Source organism: Vibrio qinghaiensis, assembly GCF_002257545.1.
GTDB lineage: Bacteria > Pseudomonadota > Gammaproteobacteria > Enterobacterales > Vibrionaceae > Vibrio > Vibrio ordalii.
In genome coordinates this window covers 2,581,081-2,602,255 of record NZ_CP022741.1, presented here as the reverse complement: position 1 = coordinate 2,602,255, position 21,175 = coordinate 2,581,081, and the positions used below count along the sequence as shown (strand labels likewise).

General features: G+C 46.7%; 14 protein-coding genes. 2 read left to right on the top strand and 12 right to left on the bottom strand.

The annotated features are described in order from the left end of the window. The first annotated feature begins 84 nt into the window (after positions 1-84). Positions 85-3,519 (top strand): hybrid sensor histidine kinase/response regulator, encoded by a 3,435-nt coding sequence (locus CCZ37_RS12100; RefSeq protein ID WP_094500623.1) that lies wholly within the window; start codon positions 85-87, stop codon positions 3,517-3,519. Positions 3,520-3,613: 94 nt separating this feature from the next. Here the strand turns inward: CCZ37_RS12100 and CCZ37_RS12095 are convergent, their stop codons facing one another. Then, positions 3,614-5,317, bottom strand: a complete 1,704-nt coding sequence (locus CCZ37_RS12095; RefSeq protein ID WP_094500622.1) for a sodium:solute symporter family protein — start codon at positions 5,315-5,317, stop codon at positions 3,614-3,616. A 12-nt stretch (positions 5,318-5,329) separates the two neighbouring features. After that, on the bottom strand, positions 5,330-5,596 hold the full coding sequence (locus tag CCZ37_RS12090) for a DUF4212 domain-containing protein (RefSeq protein ID WP_010320349.1): 267 nt from the start codon (positions 5,594-5,596) through the stop codon (positions 5,330-5,332). Positions 5,597-5,983: 387 nt separating this feature from the next. On the opposite strand from CCZ37_RS12090, the gene CCZ37_RS12085 reads away from it, so the two are divergent. After that, the gene (locus tag CCZ37_RS12085; protein WP_094500621.1) at positions 5,984-7,729 is read left to right on the top strand and encodes a potassium/proton antiporter; all 1,746 of its coding nucleotides are present in this window, start codon (positions 5,984-5,986) and stop codon (positions 7,727-7,729) included. Positions 7,730-7,733: 4 nt separating this feature from the next. Here CCZ37_RS12085 and CCZ37_RS12080 read toward each other — a convergent pair whose 3' ends face one another. The 10 genes from CCZ37_RS12080 to CCZ37_RS12025 form a co-directional block, all read right to left on the bottom strand. Then, positions 7,734-8,363 carry a response regulator transcription factor gene (locus CCZ37_RS12080; RefSeq protein WP_094500620.1) on the bottom strand — a complete coding sequence of 210 codons (630 nt, stop codon included), beginning with the start codon at positions 8,361-8,363 and terminating at the stop codon, positions 7,734-7,736. A 242-nt stretch (positions 8,364-8,605) separates the two neighbouring features. After that, complete coding sequence (locus CCZ37_RS12075) at positions 8,606-10,408, bottom strand: protein-disulfide reductase DsbD (RefSeq protein ID WP_094500619.1); 1,803 nt, start codon at positions 10,406-10,408, stop codon at positions 8,606-8,608. 160 nt (positions 10,409-10,568) lie between these two features. Next, the gene (locus tag CCZ37_RS12070; protein ID WP_094500618.1) at positions 10,569-11,027 is read right to left on the bottom strand and encodes an arginine repressor; all 459 of its coding nucleotides are present in this window, start codon (positions 11,025-11,027) and stop codon (positions 10,569-10,571) included. Positions 11,028-11,434: 407 nt separating this feature from the next. Beyond that, positions 11,435-11,899 carry an aspartate carbamoyltransferase regulatory subunit gene (pyrI, locus tag CCZ37_RS12065; protein ID WP_017042201.1) on the bottom strand — a complete coding sequence of 155 codons (465 nt, stop codon included), beginning with the start codon at positions 11,897-11,899 and terminating at the stop codon, positions 11,435-11,437. A 15-nt stretch (positions 11,900-11,914) separates the two neighbouring features. Further along, the gene (gene pyrB / locus CCZ37_RS12060; protein WP_094500617.1) at positions 11,915-12,844 is read right to left on the bottom strand and encodes an aspartate carbamoyltransferase; all 930 of its coding nucleotides are present in this window, start codon (positions 12,842-12,844) and stop codon (positions 11,915-11,917) included. Between the two features lie 468 nt (positions 12,845-13,312). Continuing rightward, positions 13,313-14,323 (bottom strand): ornithine carbamoyltransferase, encoded by a 1,011-nt coding sequence (locus CCZ37_RS12050; protein WP_017042199.1) that lies wholly within the window; start codon positions 14,321-14,323, stop codon positions 13,313-13,315. A 154-nt stretch (positions 14,324-14,477) separates the two neighbouring features. Continuing rightward, positions 14,478-15,389, bottom strand: a complete 912-nt coding sequence (arcC, locus tag CCZ37_RS12045) for a carbamate kinase (RefSeq protein ID WP_013855827.1) — start codon at positions 15,387-15,389, stop codon at positions 14,478-14,480. Between the two features lie 73 nt (positions 15,390-15,462). Continuing rightward, positions 15,463-16,686: an arginine deiminase gene (arcA, locus tag CCZ37_RS12040; RefSeq protein WP_094500615.1), complete on the bottom strand. Its 1,224-nt coding sequence runs from the start codon at positions 16,684-16,686 to the stop codon at positions 15,463-15,465. A 986-nt stretch (positions 16,687-17,672) separates the two neighbouring features. Next, positions 17,673-19,118 (bottom strand): YfcC family protein, encoded by a 1,446-nt coding sequence (locus CCZ37_RS12030; protein ID WP_094500613.1) that lies wholly within the window; start codon positions 19,116-19,118, stop codon positions 17,673-17,675. Between the two features lie 485 nt (positions 19,119-19,603). Next, a complete protein-coding gene (locus tag CCZ37_RS12025) occupies positions 19,604-20,938 on the bottom strand; it encodes an anaerobic C4-dicarboxylate transporter (protein ID WP_094500612.1) in 1,335 nt (444 codons plus the stop codon). Positions 20,939-21,175 lie beyond the last annotated feature (237 nt).

Sequence of the window (21,175 nt, the reverse complement as noted above, 5' to 3'; positions counted from 1 at the left end):
TTAACTGATTGAGATTAAAAATTATCCTTAGTTAAATGAAGCCTCTTCTTGGAAGAGGCTTTTTTGAACCGATAAGGATATCAAATGCAAGGATGGATCGTCGTTCCCGTTTCGCTCGCTTATTTAGGCGTGCTGTTTCTCATCGCTTGGTATGGTGATAGGCAAAACCAATGGCTGGCAAAATGGCGACCGTGGATCTACAGCTTATCGATCGCAGTCTATTGCACCTCTTGGACTTTTTACGGCACTGTCGGTCAAGCGGCTAGCAACCCTTGGTCATTTTTGCCTATCTACATTGCGCCTATTTTAGTGTTTACCCTTGGCTGGCGTATGTTGGCGCGGCTGATTTTGATTGCGAAACGCGAACATATTACCTCCATTGCCGATTTTATTGCCGCCCGCTACGGAAAATCGCAAGGGTTAGCGGTAACCGTAACTTTGATTGCCGTGGTGGGCATTTTACCTTACATCGCCTTGCAACTGCGCGGCATCACTATGGGGCTTGAGATTATCGCCCCCAATCTCGCTACGCAATTTGGTTATCAGAATTATCACGTCTCGTGGTTTGTGGTTGCGGCTTTAGCGCTATTTACCATGCTGTTTGGTACACGGCATATTGATAACACCGAGCACCACCGCGGCATGATGATGGCGATTGCGTTTGAATCGATTGTTAAATTGGTCGCTTTTTTAGCCGTGGGCGGTTTCATCATTTATCTGGCTTCAAGCCGTGAAACGGTTGATCTAAGTGCGATTGCCGAGCAGACGTATCAAGCGCCCAACTGGCCAACGCTGTTGATCCACACCGTATTAACCATGATGGCGATCATCTGCTTACCGCGTCAGTTCCATACCATGGTGGTAGAAAATGAACGCGCGCAAGATCTACACACGGCGCGCTGGTTATTTCCTCTTTATCTGGCTTTAATGGGGTTATTTGTTCTACCTATTGCATGGGTTGGGCAAAGCTTGTTAAGCGGCAGCCCCGCCGATACTTATGTGCTCAGCGTGCCTATGTCGGTGGGCGCAGAGCATATAGCGCTACTGGCGTTTTTAGGCGGCACATCAGCGGCCAGCGGCATGGTGATTGTCTCGACCATCGCATTGGCTATCATGGTTTCTAATGATTTGGTGATGCCGCTTCTGTTGCGCCGCATGCGTTTAACTCAGCGCAACTACCGTCATTTATCTGGGTTGTTGCTCAACATCCGTCGCGGGTTGATTCTATTGCTGCTGCTTGGCGCTTGGGGTTTTTATCAGGCATTGGATGCGATTGGTTCTTTATCGGCGATCGGTTTTCTCTCATTTGCGGCGATTACCCAATTTGCCCCTTCATTGATTGGTGGCATGTACTGGCGTGAAGGCAACCGCAAAGGCGTTTATGTTGGATTGGCGGTCGGTTTTACTGTGTGGCTAGTGACGTTAATGAGCCAAACGGAGATGTTGGCGGGCGATGCACAAACTAACGTTCTGTTATGGATGATCACCCCGCCGGATTGGTTGGTGCAGATGGGGCTGAAAAACTCAGATTGGGGCATGATGCTCAGTGTTGTGCTCAACACATTCTGCTACGTTGTTGTCTCTATGGTGACTCGTCCGAGTTTGAGTGAGCGTTTGCAATCGGCTTCTTTTGTCGGTACGCCGCTGCCTGAGAGTGAGAATCTCAGCTTGTATCAAAGCCGCGTGACAGTAGCTGAGCTTGAAATGTTGGCCGCCCGTTTTGTAGGGCGCACTCGTGTTCGCACTGCCTTTCGCCAATATTGGAGCCAGCAGCGAGAGACGTTACTGCCTAACCAACAAGCGCCATCTACCTTAATCCGTCATACAGAAAGAGTGCTGGCGGGGGTGTTTGGTGCTTCTTCGGCCAAATTAGTGCTCACTTCCGCACTGCAAGGGCGCAACATGCAACTTGAGGAAGTGGCGACCATTGTTGATGAAGCATCTGAGCTGTACGACTTTAGTCGCGGCTTATTGCAAGGGGCCATTGAGCATATTGGTCAAGGAATTACCGTGGTCGATAAAAAGCTGCGGCTGGTGGCGTGGAACCAACGCTATCTCGAACTGTTTGAGTTTCCCGCTGGGCTGATTCAAGTGGGGCGACCGATTGCGGATGTGATACGGCACAATGCGCAACACGGATTGTGTGGCCCTGGTGACCCTGAGGATCACGTGCGGCGGCGGGTGTATCACCTTGAGCAAGGAACCAGACATACTTCGGCGCGTATTCGCCCTGATGGACGAGTTATTGAAGTGCAAGGCAACCCGATGCCGGGCGGCGGGTTTGTGATGAGCTTTAGCGACATCACCGTTTTTCGCGAGGCTGAGCAAGCATTAAAAGAGGCCAATGAAACCTTAGAAGATCGCGTGCACCAACGCACCCTAGAGCTTGAAACCCTTAATAAACGTTTGGTGGCGGCAACTCAAAAATCAGACCAAGAATCGCAATCAAAATCGCGCTTTTTGGCCGCTGTCAGCCACGATTTAATGCAGCCGTTGAACGCTGCGCGCCTGTTTGCCTCTTCGCTCTCGGAAGTGGCCAAAGAGACGGAAGTGAAAACGTTGGCGGGTTATATAGAGAGTGCTCTGGGCGCGGCTGAAGATCTGATTGGTGATTTGCTGGATATTTCACGTTTGGAGTCCGGCAAGCTTGAGGTGCATTGCCACAGCTTTGCTATTAATGATGTGTTTTCGAATCTTAACGCTGAATTTAGCGCCTTAGCCAAGCAGCAAAGCATCGATTTTAAAGTGATTCCGTCCTCGCTCTATGTGATGTCTGACCCTAAATTATTGCGCCGCGTGGTGCAAAACTTTCTCACTAACGCGTTTCGCTACAACCCTAAAGGAAAAGTGGTGCTGGGTATACGCCGAGTGCGAGATCAGGTCAGGATTGATGTTTGGGATAATGGCATTGGTATCGAGCAAGATAAGCAGCAAGAAATCTTTGAAGAGTTTAACCGTGGTAGCCAAGTCCGTTCTGACCAAGGTTTGGGGCTCGGTTTAGCGATTTCAAAAGGCATTGCACATGTGCTGGGTCATCAAATATCGATGCGCTCTTGGTATGGAAAAGGCAGCGTGTTTTCGCTCTCTTTGGCGCGAGCTGAACCTGTTAAACAGGCTCCGACACTGGCGATAGAGCAAGGTATGCCATCTGATCTCAATCATCTGCGCGTACTGTGTGTGGACAACGAAGCTGATATTTTAGTCGGTATGAACGATCTGCTGGCAAGGTGGGGGTGTGATGTCAAAGTAGCAGCCGACTTACTGCAAAGCTTGAAAGCATTAGAAAACAATTGGTTGCCCGATGTCATTTTGTCGGATTACCGCTTAGATAATGGTCGCACTGGTTTGGAGGTGCTGCAGCAGTGCCGCCTACGGCTTGGAGATAGTTTTGAGGGGGTTATCATCAGCGCTGATCGCACTGAAGAGATGATGGATGCGATTAAATCCAATGGCTTTAGCTTTCTTCCCAAACCGATAAAACCACTCAAACTGCGCGCGCTGTTGAATCGAGTCAATTGAGCATACAGCATAAAGCCGATGCGTTGACATCGGCTTTATGGTTATCACGCTTCACTGCGGAGCGAACATCGAGCATGACGCTCGTAGGTGAAGATTAATGGTCGTGAGCTTGACCTGCGCCTTTCGGGAAGCGGATAGATTCCACCATTTCTTGCACTTCGGTTGGAACTTCTGCGGTAAATTTATTCACCACAATCGATACCACGAAGTTCAAACACATACCTAGCGTACCAATACCTTCAGGACTGATACCAAACAACCAGTTATCTGGCGTGCTGGCTGCCGGGTTAATGAACTTGAAGTAGATGATGTAGGTTGCGGTAAAGATAATCCCTGCGACCATGCCCGCGATCGCGCCTTCTTTATTCATCTTCTTGTAGAAGATGCCCAAAATAATGGCCGGGAAGAAGGAGGCGGCTGCCAAGCCGAAGGCAAACGCTACCACCTGAGCCACAAAGCCTGGTGGGTTAATGCCTAGGTAACCTGCGCCAACGATAGCAACAACGGCGGCTAAGCGTGCGGCTAACAGCTCTTGTTTATCGGTCATGTTCGGCTTTAATCCTTTCTTCAATAAGTCATGCGAGATTGAAGTTGAGATAACCAATAGTAGACCTGCCGCTGTCGAAAGCGCAGCAGCCAAACCCCCTGCTGCAAGTAAGCCAACCACCCAGTTTGGCAATTTCGCTAATTCAGGAGATGCCAATACGACGATGTCAGGGCTAATTTTCATCTCATTACGCTCATCGCCGGAGTAGAACATGCGACCATCACCGTTCTTATCTTCCCAACTCACAAGACCAGTATTTTCCCAGTTTTTAAACCAAGTCGGTGCTTCTGCTGCGGGTACACCTTGCATGTCTGACCCATTGATAGTGTCAATTAAATTAACTCGTGCAAAGGCAGCAACGCCCGGTGCGGTGGTGTATAGCAAAGAGATAAACAGTAATGCCCAACCTGCCGAAATACGTGCATCACGTACTTTAGGCACAGTGAAGAAGCGAATGATCACGTGAGGAAGACCAGCAGTACCTACCATCAAGGCTGCGCAGATAAAGAACACGTCAACCATGCTTTTATTACCATCAGTATAGGTAGTAAAGCCGAGCTCTTGAGTTAAGCCATCAAGTTTATCGAGTAGGTAGACATCGCTTCCAGTAATGGTTGAACCCATGCCAATTTGTGGCAGTGGGTTACCTGTCATCATGATCGAGGTAAAAATAGCCGGAACAAGGAAGGCGAAAATGAGCACGCAGAATTGTGCAACTTGTGTATAAGTGATGCCTTTCATGCCACCAAGTACTGCGTAGAAGAACACGATCCCCATACCGATGACGATACCGACGTTAATATCCACTTCGAGGAAACGAGAGAAGACCACGCCGACGCCGCGCATTTGCCCCGCCACATAAGTAAACGAGATAAAGATGGCGCAAAATACCGCCACCATGCGCGCGGTTTTTGAGTAGTACCGCTCACCGATAAAATCCGGCACGGTGAACTGGCCGAATTTACGCAAGTAAGGCGCAAGGCAAAGTGCCAGTAGCACATAGCCGCCAGTCCAGCCCATTAGATAGACAGCGCCGTCGTATCCGATGAACGAGATAATACCTGCCATCGAGATAAACGAAGCGGCTGACATCCAGTCCGCTGCGGTTGCCATGCCGTTGGCAACAGGGTGAACGCCACCGCCAGCGACATAGAATTCACTGGTCGATCCTGCACGAGCCCAAATGGCAATGCCGATATAGAGTGCAAACGTAATACCGACCAGAATAAACGTCCAAGTTTGAATATCCATTTCGTAAACCTCTTAGTCTTCCTGCACGTTGTATTTCTTGTCGAGCGCGTTCATGCGCACAACGTAAATAAAGATCAAGGCGACAAAGGTATAGATGGACCCTTGTTGTGCAAACCAGAACCCTAGTTTGAAGCCGCCTAAATGAATCGTATTCAGTGCGTCGACGAAAAGAACGCCTGCACCATATGATACCAAGAACCACACTGCCAGCAGTGAGCCCATAATTGCCAAGTTTTCCTTCCAGTAGGCTTGAGCATGTTCGGTTGATTGGAACGCCATGACCTTCTCCTTCGGTTTGCATATCGTAGTGTTAATTTAATGTTACGAAGTCAAGATAGCAGTGAAAGGGTGGTGGGTCTGTGCAACTTTAGTCGGGAGGTTGTTTTTTTTAATGCATTGTAAATAAGTGAAATATCTCAATTTAGAAGACATTTCTTATGTTGATTAAATGTGAGATTAGCCAAAAGTATAAGATCATCAGCCTTTGATTGGAAAATCGCTCATGGCGAGTTAAGGATTTTTTATGTAGTTGGTTATTCTCGCCATGATAAAAACGATCAATGTTTACATAAAGTTGTCTTAAAAACGGATTAAACTAAGGCACAATGGAACGCGAGTTTATATTGGTTATTCAATCAATAATAATTAAATCAATAAGGAAGGAATATGGATGCAATCGCTATCAATGGTTTTTTTCTCGTAGGTGCTTTGCTGATTGCATTAAGTGTGTTGTTAAGTCCGGTCTCTTCTAAGTTAGGGATCCCTATTCTGCTCATTTTTTTAGTGGTGGGTATGTTGGCTGGCGAGGATGGACCTGGGGGGATTTTATTTGATAACTATCCTCTTGCTTATTTAGTCAGTAACTTAGCGCTCGCCATCATCTTATTGGATGGTGGTATGCGTACCCGTGTTGCTAGCTTTCGGATTGCCTTTTGGCCGTCAGTCTCATTAGCGACGATTGGGGTAGCAATTACTACTACGCTGACGGGGTTAATGGCTGCATGGCTGTTTAATTTGGAGTTGCTACAAGGCTTATTGGTCGGTGCGATTGTCGGCTCAACCGATGCGGCGGCGGTTTTTTCTCTGCTTAAAGGGAGAAGCTTGAATGAGCGCGTCGGTTCAACGTTGGAGATTGAATCGGGCACTAACGATCCGATGGCGGTGTTTTTAACCGTGACATTAATTGCGGTGCTGGGTAGCCAAGGCGATGATCTCAGTGCTGGGTTTTTGTTACTGAGTTTTATCCAGCAATTTGGTCTCGGCGCTTTATTTGGATTAGCCGGAGGTTGGCTACTCTGGAAGCTGATTAATCGTAATCAGTTGCCTGAAGGGCTCTATTCTATTTTGGCCATTAGTGGTGGTTTGATTATTTTTGCGCTGTCCAATTCACTCGGCGGCAGTGGTATTTTATCTATCTATTTGACGGGGTTACTGCTGGGCAATAAACCGACCCGTTGCCGTTACTCGATCTTGAACGTACTGGATGGGATGACGTGGCTTAGTCAAATCGGTATGTTCCTTGTGCTTGGGTTATTGGTCACACCTTCTGAATTGCTGACCATTGCGGTGCCGGGCCTTGCGCTCGCCTTTGGTATGATTTTGTTTGCGCGCCCCATTTCGGTATGGATCGGTTTATTACCATTCAAAGCATTTACCGCGCGTGAAAAGTGGTTTATCTCTTGGGTTGGACTACGCGGCGCTGTACCCATTATTTTAGCGGTTTTCCCAATGATGGCCGGTTTACCGAATGCGCAGCTCTATTTTAACTTAGCCTTCTTCGTTGTGATGGTATCGTTAGTGGTGCAAGGTGGGACCTTGATGAAAGCAGCTGCTTTGGCTCGCGTTGAACTGCCGCCCAAACCTGAGCCAGTTTCACGTACCGGTGTTGAGATATACCCATGCAGCGAATGGGAAACGTTGGTCTATAAACTTAAACAAGATAAATGGTGTATTGGTGAGCCATTACGCAACCTCTCTATGCCTGAAGGAACACGTATTACCGCCGTGTTTCGTGACGAGCAACTGCTTCACCCATCGGGCAGTACTAAGTTGCAAGAGGGCGATGTATTGTGCGTGTTAGCACAGGAGAAAGATCTCGAATCATTGAGCAACCTATTTAGTGAAGCGCCAGAAAAAGCCTCGTTAGAGCGCTTCTTTGGTGACTTCTTTTTGGATGTGGATGCAAAACTCGTTGATGTCGCAGCCTATTATGGTTTGACGATTGAGCACCTCAATCAAGAGATGACGCTCAACGATTTGCTGATCCAAGAGCTCGGAGCCACACAAGTACTGGGTGACCATTTTGAATGGCAAGGTCTGTATCTGGTGGTAGCGGACGTGGCCGATTGGCAAGCAACCAAAGTCGGTTTGCGATTACCTTTAGAAGAGAAGTTAGATGAAGCGAGCGAGTAGCCGACTACTCGCCCAACTCATTGAGTAAAATTACTGCTTGAGTGCGGTTTTTAACCCCAAGTTTACGGAAAATAGCCGTCATGTGCGCTTTGATGGTCGCCTCAGAAACATTAAGCTCATAGGCGATTTGTTTGTTGAGTAGCCCATCAGAGAGCATGCCTAATACTTTGTATTGTTGCGGGGTTAAGGCGGCAATTTTCTTGGTTAAATCATTGCACGCGGCGTGATTGGCAATTAGCCCTTCAGGGAAAAATGGGTCACCGGCTAGGACTTGATTGAGTGCTGCGATCAGCGCGCGCATGTCACTCGATTTCGGAATAAAGCCAAACGCGCCATGGCTTTTTACTTGCGCTACTACCGAAGGCTCTTCACTGGCTGAAATCACCACAATCGGTAAATCAGGGTATTCGGCTCGCAAGTGAATGAGCCCTGACATCCCATTTGCGCCTGGCATTTTGAGATCCAACAGCAGCAAATCCACATCGCTCTGTTTGGTTAATAAGGCTAACAGGGCATCTAGCGAATCCGCTTCCAATAAATTGGCACCGCTTATCGCCATATGCACTGATTGAAATAGCGCATTGCGAAACAGAGGGTGGTCGTCAGCAATGATGATGGTGTAGGTCGAATCCATGACGTTTTACACTTTTAGCAATGTCGTTAAATCGATTATTGACCGCGATCTCTCGCTGAACAATCTTTATACGCTAAAAGTCTGAACTGTATCCACTTTTTGTCTGAGACTTAGTCGTAACTGAGCCTGATCTGAGAGTGGTGCATGCCAAGCGGTTAGAGAAGAAGTGATGGCGGTTCACGCGCCATTATTGCCGACGGTTGCAATGGCTTGCTCAAACAGGCGGCAATAACGGGTAAGCTTTAAAGCTGGTGGGCGATGAGGTGCGCTAAAAAGCGATCGGCTGGCATAAAACCGCTGATACGTGCGTTTGAAACGCGTTCACCTTGCGCATTCCAAAAATCAATCGTCGGTAACCCTAGCACGTTCATCGCCTTGAGCAGCTCAATATCTTGTGGCTGATTTTTGGTGACGTCCGCTTGCAATAGTACAAAGTTTTGCAGTTTCTGCGCGACCTCTTGCTGATGGAAAGTGTACTTTTCAAACTCTTTACACGCCACGCACCAGTCGGCGTAGAAATCGAGCATGACGGGTTTACCTGCTAATTTGGCTTGGCTCAACTGCAAGTTGAGCTCGGCAATATTATTCACCCGAATGAACTCGACATGGCTACGGCTTGCTAGGTTGGCTTGTTCTGGCTTAAACCATGCATCCAGTGCAGGTTGCGCTGAAGCAAACAGACCCAATAGCGCAATAATGCCAACCATGCTCTGTTTCCAGCCACCAAACGGCAAGCTGTTTTTACAATGATAGAGCCAACCAAACGCGGCGATCCCAAGCGCGGACCAGAGCGCCGTTGACCACACTGGTGGCAATAAGCGTTCAAGTAAGAAGATCGGCGCAGCCAGTAAAATAAAGCCAAATAGTGTTTTGACTCTCTCCATCCAGCCACCCGCTTTAGGTAGCAGTTTGTTACCAAATACGGCGACCAAAATCAGCGGAATCCCCATGCCCATAGCTAAGGCATACAGTGCAATCGCCCCCGTGAACAGATCGCCACTTTGCGCGACATACAGCAGCGCGCCAGAAAGAGGCGCGGTGGTGCACGGTGAGCAAACCAAACCGGAAATCGCGCCCATGGCAAACACGCCAAGACTGTTCCCGCCTTGCTGCTTATTACTCAGGCTGCTTAGCCACGTCTGCACTTTGCTTGGCAGTTGCAAGGTATAAACGCCAAACATCGACAGGGCGAGTAGCACAAATAGGGTACTGAGGCCAATCAGTACATAAGGGTGCTGCATCGCGGCTTGAAATTGTAACCCAGCCGAAGCGACGACTAGGCCAAGTACGGTATAAGTGAGCGCCATACCTTGCACGTAAATAAACGATAAAATCAACGCACGCTGTTGTGAAAGTTGGCCACGACCAAGCACGATACTGGTGAGGATTGGGTACATCGGGAGTACGCAAGGGGTAAAGGCGAGGCCAACGCCAAGTGCTAAAAAGAGCAGCGGTGTCCACCAAGAATCGGCGAGGCGGCTTGCTAGCCCGTCTTGTTCAGCCACGGGCGCTTTTGGTGAAGCTGTCTCGCTTTTCGCTACATTGGCCGCCGTGTTGCTGTCAGAGCCAGTATCGCTTGCCACAGCTTGAAGGTCGATAATTCGCGTTTCTGGTGGATAGCAAAAGCCTGCTTTTGCACACCCTTGGTACTGGATAATTAATTTGGCGTTTGCTGCTGCACTGACGAGCGGTACGTCGACAAACAGTGGTTCAGTATAAATTTTCACATCACCAAAAAATTCATCACGATATGGCTGACCATCGAGCATCTCGATTTCACCAAGCTGCGCATTTTCGGCGCTGATACTGATCCGATCTTGGTAGAGGTAATAGCCCTGCTTGACCTGCCAATCTAAGAAGACCTGCTTACCTTGCTGCTCGGCATGAAAAGGAAACGCTTGGTCAACAGGGACAAATTGATTGTCGGCTGAGGCCAAACCGAGGTTGTTACCACTATTGAATGGATTGTCATTGCCGAAGACCGCCAACGCAGGTTGGGAAAGTGTCAGCAGAGCTAGCAGTACAAAGGAAAAGAGTAGGCGCATACAAAAATCGAGTCTTCATTAGGTGAGTGTCATCTTAACCCAATCAGACCGCTTTTCGGCGCAATAAGTTTCACAGTGATGGAAAAATCGTCGCTGATGAGGCAGTGAAGCGAGAAAAGCCAAGTGAGGTTGTCGCCCTCACTTGGCTGGGCGATAGGGCTTAAGCGACACCTAGGCGAGTTTTCACCACCGCTTCACACGCTTCAATATTATTGATGTCTTTGGGAATAATAAGCACAGTGTCATTACCACCGACCGTTCCTAAAATCTCAGTGTGGGGATCAATATCGACCAATCGTGCGACCAATTGAGCACTTCCAGGATGAGTTTTTACCACCACAGTGGCTTGATTGTGAGTGATAAACTCAATTTGTGAAGCGATAGATGACTCAACACGCACTGGCGCGGTTTCGACCGTAATGCAGTACACTTTTTTTCCGCACGCATTTTGCACTTTCACCACACCAAGTTGGGAAAGCAGGCGTGACACAGTGGATTGGCTAATGCCTTCATAGCCGAGCTCTATTAGCCTGAGTCGTAGCTCATTTTGGTTAGCAAAACTTTGTTGTTGTAGGATTTTCTTACAAGCGGAAGCTAACGTTTTGTCATCGGTTTGCATTGCGCCGTGGGGGATTTTTCTGTTCACGGGCGGTTCCTTTTATACACGCTACTGCGTCTGGGGTATCGGTGATCCTTACCATGCCAGCACACTCCCAAAGCCCTAGAGTGTGAGTTGACGTTATGTGTGACGCCAATGGCGCAACGGTTGAGCATTGCTCTTTTCCCCTCTATAGGTGGTGGGGGATTATGATTGATGCCTGTAGCTTAGCATTAATCAATGTGTCGCTTTTTGCGGGGGATCACCAAACAATAAACTAGATTTTCACTTTATTTTTGGTGTTTTATGTTGATTTTATGAAATAATATGCATTTAAATATGTAAGATTCGGAAGTTGTCCAGCGCCGAGTTAGGACGCTGGAGGCTGGCAGGGCTGTAAACGCGATGGAGACGCGCTTAGTGCTGTTTTAGCAACGTTCAGTCATGATTTCGCGCGAGAATACTTTCTCACAATAGTGGCATTTGAGATGCACATTCTCTTGTTTGAGTTGCACTTTAAAGCGGCTCTCGACAGGCTCGCCATGAGAGATGCAGTTGCTGTTTGGGCAACGAAATACGCTGTCAATTCGCTCTGGCAAAGTGAGGGTCAGTTTGTTGACCACTTTATACTCTTCAATTTGATTGACGGTGGCTTTCGGGGCATACAGTGCTAATTGGTTCGCTTGCTCTTTGGTGAGATAAAGGTTTTCTATTTTTATCAGATCTTTATTACCTAACGCAGAAGAGGGCAGATTTAGGCCAATCGTCACACGTTGATTGGTTTCATTTAACTTAAATAAAGAGAGAATTTTGATCCCAAGGTTGGCAGGGATATGGTCAATCACGCTACCGTTACGAATCGCTTCAACTTGCAATTGGGTCTCTTTTACCATGAGGTTATCTCCTGCTTATAAGGTTGGGTTAAGAACAAGGGCTAATAAAGCTTCACGCGCATAAACGCCGTTTTCGGCTTGTTGGAAATAGTAGGCGTAAGGTGTTTTATCGACATCGGTGGTGATTTCATCGACCCGAGGCAGTGGGTGCAGCACTTTTAAATTGTGGCGCGCTTCTTTTAATGTTTCTGCGGTTAAGATGTAAGCCGATTTCATGTGCGCGTATTCGGATGCATCAAAGCGCTCTTTTTGTACGCGCGTCATGTACAGCACATCCAGTTCAGGCACGACCTCTTCAATGCTGGCGTGCAAACTAAACGCAATGCCAGCCTCTGAGAGTTCTTCGCAAATGTAATCTGGCATCGCCAGCACTTCTGGGGCGATAAAAAAGAAACGTACATTGTTGAATTTCGATAAGGCTTGGGTGAGCGAATGGACGGTGCGGCCATATTTTAAGTCGCCGACGAACGCGACGTTAAGGTTATCGAGCCTGCCTTGCGTTTCATAAATGGAAAACAGATCGAGCAAGGTTTGGGTTGGATGCTGGTTAGCTCCATCACCACCGTTGACTACGGGAACGCCGTTGGAAAACTCAGAGGCTAAACGTGCAGCGCCTTCTTGTGGGTGGCGCATGACAAATGCATCGACATAAGAGGAAATAACTTGCACCGAGTCAGCTAAGGTTTCCCCTTTTTTGGCTAGTGACGTATTGCCGCCATTATCAAAACCAATCACTGTGCCGCCTAGGCGCTGCACTGCCGTTTCAAACGACAAACGGGTACGTGTAGAGGGCTCAAAGAAGCAGCTTGCTACTACTTTATTTTTGAGAAGTTGAGGGTTTGGTTCCGCTTTAAGCCTTGTTGCAGTTTCAACAATCAGCTCCAGTTCCGCGCGGCTCAGTTCTGGAATGGAAATGATGTGCTTGTTAAATAACGAATGCGCCATAACGTGTCTTCCCTCTGTATGGTTCGCTTTGGCTACTAGCCTTTGCGAAATTTTGCTTAAAAAAAAGCCCCCTAAAATAGGAGGCTTCAATAACGTTCAGAACAGAAAAACAAAACGACTAACTCGACCGGCGCCGGGTGTAATGGATGGCGTTGATGGGGAGTGCTGCGGTTCATTTTCTGCTCCGTTTAGACAAATTGCGAAGGATTATACGGACAAAAAACACGCTGGCAATACTCTTTGGAAAATATCCAGAAAATGGATTTTTATGCGAAATTAGCTTGATTTCGATGTTATTTACTACGCGTTTACAGCTAAAGCATAAGTGCGATTTGTGAGTGTTATTGACTGAAAAAAAATGCGAGCTTTATTCAAGCTCGCATCGATTCAACATCAAAGAGATGAAGTAGACGATTCATCGCCTACATTCATTATCTACTATTCGTTAACTAAGTTAACTACCCTAATTTAGTTACCTAAGGTGGCCACCATCACGGCTTTGATGGTGTGCATGCGGTTTTCAGCTTCATCGAACACGATGGAATGCTCAGATTCAATCACTTCATCGGTCACTTCAACGCCTTTGGCAAGCACTGGGTAGTTTTTCGCAAGCTCTTTGCCAACGGTGGTATCTTCGCCGTGGAAAGCAGGCAAGCAGTGCATGAATTTCACATGTGGGTTACCAGTGGCTTTTAGCATTGCCATGTTCACTTGGTAAGGCAGCATCAATTCAATGCGCTCTGCCCATGCTTCTTTCGCTTCGCCCATCGATACCCAAACATCGGTGTAAAGGAAATCACAGCCTTGAACGCCTTCTTGAACATCATCTGTAAGCGTAATTTTCGCGCCTGTTTGCTGCGCAATAGTGCGACATTCCGCGACTAATTCTTCGGTTGGCCAGAACGCTTTTGGCGCAACAAGGCGAATGTCCATGCCCATTTTCGCAGCGCCCACCATCAAGGAGTTCCCCATGTTGTTGCGTGCATCACCGAGGTAGGCAAATTTCATTTCATGGAGGCGTTTGCCACGGCCATGTTCGATCATGGTAAGGAAATCAGCCAAAATTTGTGTTGGGTGGAATTCGTCAGTTAAGCCGTTCCATACTGGTACGCCAGCGTAGGCACCAAGCTCTTCAACGATCTCTTGACCAAAGCCGCGATATTCGATGCCGTCATACATGCGGCCTAAGACGCGCGCGGTATCTTTCATCGACTCTTTATGGCCAATTTGTGAACCTGATGGGCCTAAGTAGGAGACTTGAGCACCTTGGTCAAACGCTGCTACTTCGAATGCACAGCGAGTGCGCGTTGAGGTTTTTTCAAAGATAAGTGCAATGTTTTTGCCTTTGAGACGAGGCTGCTCATAACCGTTGTATTTGGCTTTTTTCAGCTCAAGTGATAGATCCAATAGGTGCTGGATTTCGCGTGGAGTGAAATCAAGAAGTTTTAGAAAGTTACGATTGCGTAAGTTAAAAGCCATGATCTTTTCCTCATTTGCAACGCTTGCTTCTGATGAAAGGGTGGAAGAAAGCGTTACTATTTTTTTAAAGTTAAAAACAGTTGTTTAAAGTTAAAACAGTTGTTTAAAGTTAAAAACAGATTCGGTTTATAAAATAGATTTTAAAAACAATGTGTTAATCACGCGTAATATTGGTACCTGCTGTGCCTTCTAAGATGCGTAGGCCATCTTCTAACGCGCCGATCCCAACGACTTTCCCGCCTTGTTGAATGAATTCGCACGAGGCTTCAATTTTGGGCCCCATAGAACCGGCATCAAATTGATAGTTGGCAAGCTCGCTTGGCGTTGTGCTGCGCAGCGCATGTTGGGTTGGTTTACCCCAATCAAGGTAAACGGCGTCAGCATCGGTCAAAATCAGCAGCGCGTCGGCGTTCAATTGTTTGGCAAGAAAGGCAGCCGACATGTCTTTGTCGATCACTGCTTCTACACCGACTAATTTGCCGTTTTCACGTTTGACTGGAATACCGCCACCACCGGTGCAAATCACCAAATGACCGGCACTGATAAGCTGGGAAATCGCATCATGTTCGACGATGCCTATCGGTTGAGGGCTCGGAACCACACGGCGGAAGTATTGGCCGTCGGGTTTGACTGTCCAGTGGTATTTCTCAGCCAATTCACGTGCTTCTGCTTCTTGATAAACTGGGCCAATCGGTTTGGTTGGGTTGGCAAATGCAGGGTCTTTCGGGTCGACCATCATTTGGGTCAACATGCACGAAATATTGCGTTCAGGCAGCATGTTTTTGAACTCTTGCATCAACATGTAGCCAATCATCCCTTGAGTTTCACTGCCCAATACGTCGAGTGGGTACGGCGCTACTTTTTTGTATTCGAGACCTTGTAGTGCCAGCAGGCCAACTTGAGGGCCATTGCCATGCACCAGTACCACGTTATAGTGTTTGGCTATTTCGGAAATGGTTTTGACTGCAATTTCAATGTTGCGACGTTGAACATCTGCTTCTAATGGCTGACCACGACGAAGTAGCGCGTTTCCACCTAATGCAACAACAACGGTTTGTTTGCTCATAATTCTATCTCTTCTAAGGTGGGTTGAGGCGTGCAGAGGAAATTTGCCTCAACCCATTTGATTAACCTAAGGGCTAGATACCGTCACGATCAATTGGGCAGCTCATGCAGCGTGCACCGCCACGACCACGGCCCAATTCATCACCAGGAATAGACAGAACAGTGATGCCTGCTTTGTCGTATTTTTCATTGGTATAGGTGTTGCCTTCATAGCCAATCACGACCCCAGGTTTGACGGTTAGGACATTGTTTGCATCGTTCCACTGTTCACGTTCTGCGTTGAAGTTGTCACCGCCCGTTGTGATCAGGTTGAGCTTGTCAACGCCAAGTGCTTTTTCGATGGCGGTCACGAAATAACCTTCTTCTTTGACGTTCACGGCACCAGACTCATCGCCTGTGAGGCTCCAGCATTTCACATCTTTGCGTACCACTTCTGGGTAAACAGAGAAGGTGTCTTCACGCATGTGTGTCATGACGGTATCTAAGTGCATGCAAGAGCGGTGTTTTGGTAGTTCCATCGCAATGATTTGCTTCGCTTGGCCATGTTTAAATAGGCTAGCAGCTAAGTGTTCAACACCTTGCGCTGTGGTGCGCTCAGACATACCAATCAGTACTGCACCTTTGCCAATCACAAGAACGTCACCACCTTCAATGGTTGAATTATCGTAATTAATGCTCTCGTCATCACCGAAGTATTTAATGAAGTCCTGGCCCGCAAAGCTTGGATGCCAGCGGTAAATTGCACGCACATGGTTGGTTTCACGTTGACGTGCAGGTTTTGCCATTGGGTTGATTGACACGCCACCGTATACCCAGCAAGACGTATCGCGAGTAAAGAGATGGTTTGGTAGTGGTTCAATGATGAAATCGGTTGGTGCATGCAAGCCTTGCATCATTGAAGAGGATTTCATTGGCATTTCAGCGTAAGACAAACCACCTGTCAGGATTTTTGCCAATTCAAGGTTTGGCAGATCGCTGAGGTAGCAGCGCACGTCATTCGCAAATGTTTTGCCAAGGCGGTAATCCGATACTTGTTGAGTAAGCAGCCACTCTTTTGCGACGGGAACCGCTAGCGTGTCGGCTAATAGGTCGGTCAGCAGTAAAACTTCAACACCTTGGTCACGTAGCGTTTGTGTGAACGCATCATGCTCTTTCCCCGCACGCTCTACGGCCAATACATCATCAAACAAAAGGTCGTGACAGTTTGATGGTGTTAAGTGAGTGAGTGAGCGTCTTGGGCGGTGAACAAGAACTCGACGTAATTGACCAATTTCAGAACCAACATATAACTTACTCATAATAGTATCTCTCTTAATTTATACCCTTCCTACTTGAAGCCGCAGCGGTGTTGGCTACGTTCGTTCACCCCAATCACATAGTTTGCCTATGCTCATGGGGACTCACTCACTTGCCGCCTACCTGCAACTCCAAGTTGTTTGGGTATATATGCATTTATGCCGTTATATTTTTGACATTAAATTCAACTTGTTCTGGATAAATACATAATTATTTCTGTAGGGAATTCAGTATGAATTTATTTATTCACTTCTTTGTTCTGCAATTAATATTACCCTTGGTCTGTATATGTTCTTAGAGGTCCATCACAGAATGATTTATATTGAAATTCGGCTAAAATAAGAGTTTTTTAACAATGTTTATGCAGTGTTTATATTGTGAGTGTCATATTTATTACTGCTTTTTTTATGGATGTTCATTCAATTTAAATCTCACGCAGCACTATTCCATATAGGACAGGTATTTTGGTCGGGAATTTTATGCACCAAAAACACGTCGATAATTCTTAGAATTGGTTAAGAATATGCACTTGAAAAGGGTATATAGTTGAATATGAGTCGAAGAGATGGGCTGTGTTAACATAACTTTCTTAATAAAACTTGATCTCACGCAGGCTTTCTAATGTAGATGTTTTGTCTGAATTGGCGTAATAGAGGACGGAAAATGAGAGATGAAATAGCAGGCGATCTGAATTTGGTGATAAAGGAATATAGGCCGCGTTTTATTTAGTCACCAAAAGTGGTTATTTATCCCAGCCGATGGCTATAAAAAGCAAGTTGCTATAAAAAAATAGCCATCAAAACTAATGGCTATCTAACAACGTTGAAAGCCATCATTTCCTGATTTGGCTAACGTATCATGTTTAGAGTTGAGTAGCTGCGCAGCCAATGAGCCTAAGTCGGCCTGCCAATAAAAAAGCCGCAATCATGCGGCTTTTAAAGGGTGTGACGCGGTTTTCACCTACGACATATCGTTCATCAGTTTGGCGCTATAGCATCGCACCTAGGCTGAGAGATAGCATAATGAATACGCACAATATGCCTAACAGTGGTGCGACCCATTTCACCCAGCGAACATAAGGTACGCGAGCAATCGCTAAGCCGCCCATCACCACCGCAGAGGTTGGCGTGATGAGGTTGACTATCCCTGAAGCTGATTGGTAAGCCGTGACGACAAGGTCGCGACCAACGCCTGCAAAGTCAGCCAATGGCGCCATGATTGGCATGGTTAATACCGCAAGGCCAGAAGATGAAGGTACAAGGAAAGAGAGAATAATTTCCAGTAAATACATTACGTTAATAAAAATGACGGATGAAAGGCCAGTAACCATTTGCTCGGCTGAGAACAAAATAGTGTCGGTGATCATTCCTCGGTCCATTACCACTACAATGCCGCGTGCGATACCAATGATCAGCGCTACGCCTAGTAGGTCTCGTGCGCCATCAATAAAGCTGGTGGTGAATTCCTCTTCACTCATGCGAGCAATTAAGCCAATAAGGATTGTTGCGCCCAAGAACATGGCGGAGATCTCAGCCATCCACCACCCAGCAACAGATACACCATAAATCATCACGCCAAAAGCGGCCGCGAAAATGGTCAAAATAACTTTGCGGGTGGCGGTGAATTCGAGTTTCTCTCCACTTTGGTTGCCAAGGAAGTGAGCTTTGTTCTCTTCGTACTTATCGTACACAATCGATTTGCTTTGATCTGCTTGCACCATTTTCGCGTAGCGCATCACGTACAGCACACAGATAACCCAACCGACAGCTAACATTGCTAAGCGCAACATGATGCCATCAGTAAACGGAATGCCCGCTGCGTTGGCCGCAATTACGGTGGCAAACGGGTTGATAGTGGAGCCCAGAGTACCGATACCCGCGCCAAGCAGTACGGTAGCGGCGGCAACCAGTGGGTCAAAACGAGCGGCCATCATCACAGGTACGAGTAAGGTGTAGAAAGGTAAGGATTCTTCCGCCATACCATAAATTGTACCGCCTGCGGCAAACAGCGCCATCAGGATAGGTATCATCAACTCTTCACGCCCCTCAAGCCGCGCAGTGACCCGTTCAATGCCCGCATCAATCGCACCTGTTTTGGTCACTAGGCCCAAAAAGCCACCAATGACTAAAATGAACAGAGACACGTCAATCGCTGCCGCTTCGTAGCTGTTGTGGTCATAAAAGCCGTCAATCGGTGCCATCAAGATATCAATTATCCCTTGTGGATTCCCCTCGGTGAGTTGATAAGTTCCGGCAATAGGCACTTCTTTACCCAGCTCTTCATTCATGGTGCGCTGATACTGACCGGCAGGCACAATCCAGGTTAAAAGGGCCACAAGAGCAATTAGAATGAAAAGGATGGTGTAAGCGGAAGGAAACTTAAAGTTAGCAAAGAAGCCACCTTTAGGTTCCGTGGATACAGTTTGGGTTGTCATAGCGATCTCCTTACACTCAGAGAACAACGAGATTCTGAGTGTGTTCAGCGGCTAATGTTCTTCAGTCTTCCAGCCCATTAAAATATTATTTACTAGGGGTGAAAGAATAAAAAGTTATTGGAACTTCAATTAAATACGTTAAATGAAAAGTTTTAATTATTATTAAGTGAACATGAATGCTCACTTGCTCAGATATCTGTATAAATTCTAAGGTGAGTTTTAAAGCGTAACTTTGTCTTGCTTCACAAAACAATAGTACCGAGTTACACACCATTTTTTTAGGGAATTTAATTTAGGGTAATTGAGTGTAAATAATGGAATTATATTCTTGTGTTTTTTATTCTAAGGCATGGAGATAGGCTGATAACTGTTTTGTGGTAAGTGTATTGAAATTTTATTCATTAAGGTTGATGAGTGAAGATAAGTAATTATTTATTGCTTTGTTGATGTGTATCAATTTTTATACGTGACAAATAAAAAGGGAGCTAAAGCTCCCTTTTTATTTTCAATAGCGTATTAAATAAGCTACCGAAGACAAAGCCTAAAGCTACGGCTGAAGAAATGGTTGCAACGCCTGGTATAAAGAATGGATGGTTGAACACATACTTACCAATACGAGTAGAACCAGTATCATCCATTTCAACTGCTGCAAGTAGGGTTGGGTAGGTAGGGAGTACAAACAGAGCGCTGACAGCAGCAAAAGAGGCCACTGCCGTTAATGGTGCGACTCCAATTGCTAATGCTGCTGGCATTAGTGCAACCGTCGTTGCTCCTTGAGAGTAAAGTAGCATAGACGCGAAAAATAGAACCAGAGCTAGCATCCAAGGGTAGTCAGACAGCAGCGCCCCTGCAACCTCTTTAATTCCAGCAACGTGTGCGTTGACGAAGGTTGAACCTAACCAAGCTACACCCAAGACGCAAACACAAGCAGTCATACCTGAGCGGAATGTTGCGGCTGATGGAATTTTCGCTGCATCAATTTTAGTAAATAGCACAATCGCTGCTGAGGCCGCTAGCATGAAAGTCATGATGGCTTCGTTACGCCCTAAGGCTGGGTTTTCGATAAGACCAACAGAGCCAGAAATAGCGGCGGCATAGCAAACAACAAAGAAAATTGTGCCAATGAAAATGAATGTCGCGCGTTTTGCTGTGGGTAGAATTTCACGTTTTTGTTCGGTATTGAGTTTGATTAAACCTTTGGCTAAGCGATCCTGATATTCAGGATCATCTTTTAGCTCACTTCCCATAAAGTTGGCCACAAAGGCTCCAATCATGCAAGCGACAAACGTGGTTGGAATACAAACGGCTAATAACGTGAGGTAATCAACCCCAAACGGTGCCAACATTGCGGCAAAGGCTACTACTGCCGCCGAAATCGGAGAGGCGGTAATTGCAATTTGTGATGCAACAACCGCAATTGATAGTGGTCGAGAAGGGCGGATACCTTGACCTTTTGCTACTTCGGCAATGACTGGCAACGTTGAAAAAGCGGTGTGGCCAGTACCTGCCAATAATGTCATTAAGAACGTGACAATCGGGGCATAAAAAGTAATTCGTTCAGGATGTTTGCGTAAAAAATTTTCGGCGATTTGAACTAACCAGTCCATGCCACCTGCAACTTGCATTGCTGCAATTGCTGTGATGACAGACATGATGATCAAAATGACGTCGACAGGAATGAAAGATTGGTTAGTTGGAACACCTAACAGTAATGAAAGGGCAATGACCCCTGCGCCACCAGCTAGGCCAATTCCAATACCACCCATTCTTGCTCCTAAGAATATAAAGAGCAGAACAATAAACAGTTCAACTATTACCATGTGGATACCTCATTATTTTAATTTAATTATCTGAATATTCAGATGGCTAAATATTTAGATAATTATACCCTTCCTACTTGAAGCTGCCGTGGTGTTGGCTACGTTCGTTCACCCCAATCACATAGTTTGCCTATGCTCATGGGGACTCACTCACTTGCCGCCTACCTGCAACTCCACGTTGTTTGGGTATAGATTGTAATAAGGGAGTGGATTTGGTCAAAAAAGTCATACAAACGA

Coding starts and splice junctions, on each gene's coding strand:
- CCZ37_RS12075 (WP_094500619.1), bottom strand. CDS start 10,408: ATGCGCCTACTCTTTTCCTTTGTACTGCTAGCTCTGCTGACACTTTCC.
- CCZ37_RS12070 (WP_094500618.1), bottom strand. CDS start 11,027: ATGCAAACCGATGACAAAACGTTAGCTTCCGCTTGTAAGAAAATCCTA.
- CCZ37_RS12030 (WP_094500613.1), bottom strand. CDS start 19,118: ATGACAACCCAAACTGTATCCACGGAACCTAAAGGTGGCTTCTTTGCT.
- pyrB (WP_094500617.1), bottom strand. CDS start 12,844: ATGGCGCATTCGTTATTTAACAAGCACATCATTTCCATTCCAGAACTG.
- CCZ37_RS12080 (WP_094500620.1), bottom strand. CDS start 8,363: ATGGATTCGACCTACACCATCATCATTGCTGACGACCACCCTCTGTTT.
- CCZ37_RS12050 (WP_017042199.1), bottom strand. CDS start 14,323: ATGGCTTTTAACTTACGCAATCGTAACTTTCTAAAACTTCTTGATTTC.
- arcA (WP_094500615.1), bottom strand. CDS start 16,686: ATGAGTAAGTTATATGTTGGTTCTGAAATTGGTCAATTACGTCGAGTT.
- arcC (WP_013855827.1), bottom strand. CDS start 15,389: ATGAGCAAACAAACCGTTGTTGTTGCATTAGGTGGAAACGCGCTACTT.
- CCZ37_RS12090 (WP_010320349.1), bottom strand. CDS start 5,596: ATGGCGTTCCAATCAACCGAACATGCTCAAGCCTACTGGAAGGAAAAC.
- pyrI (WP_017042201.1), bottom strand. CDS start 11,899: ATGGTAAAAGAGACCCAATTGCAAGTTGAAGCGATTCGTAACGGTAGC.
- CCZ37_RS12085 (WP_094500621.1), top strand. CDS start 5,984: ATGGATGCAATCGCTATCAATGGTTTTTTTCTCGTAGGTGCTTTGCTG.
- CCZ37_RS12095 (WP_094500622.1), bottom strand. CDS start 5,317: ATGGATATTCAAACTTGGACGTTTATTCTGGTCGGTATTACGTTTGCA.
- CCZ37_RS12025 (WP_094500612.1), bottom strand. CDS start 20,938: ATGGTAATAGTTGAACTGTTTATTGTTCTGCTCTTTATATTCTTAGGA.
- CCZ37_RS12100 (WP_094500623.1), top strand. CDS start 85: ATGCAAGGATGGATCGTCGTTCCCGTTTCGCTCGCTTATTTAGGCGTG.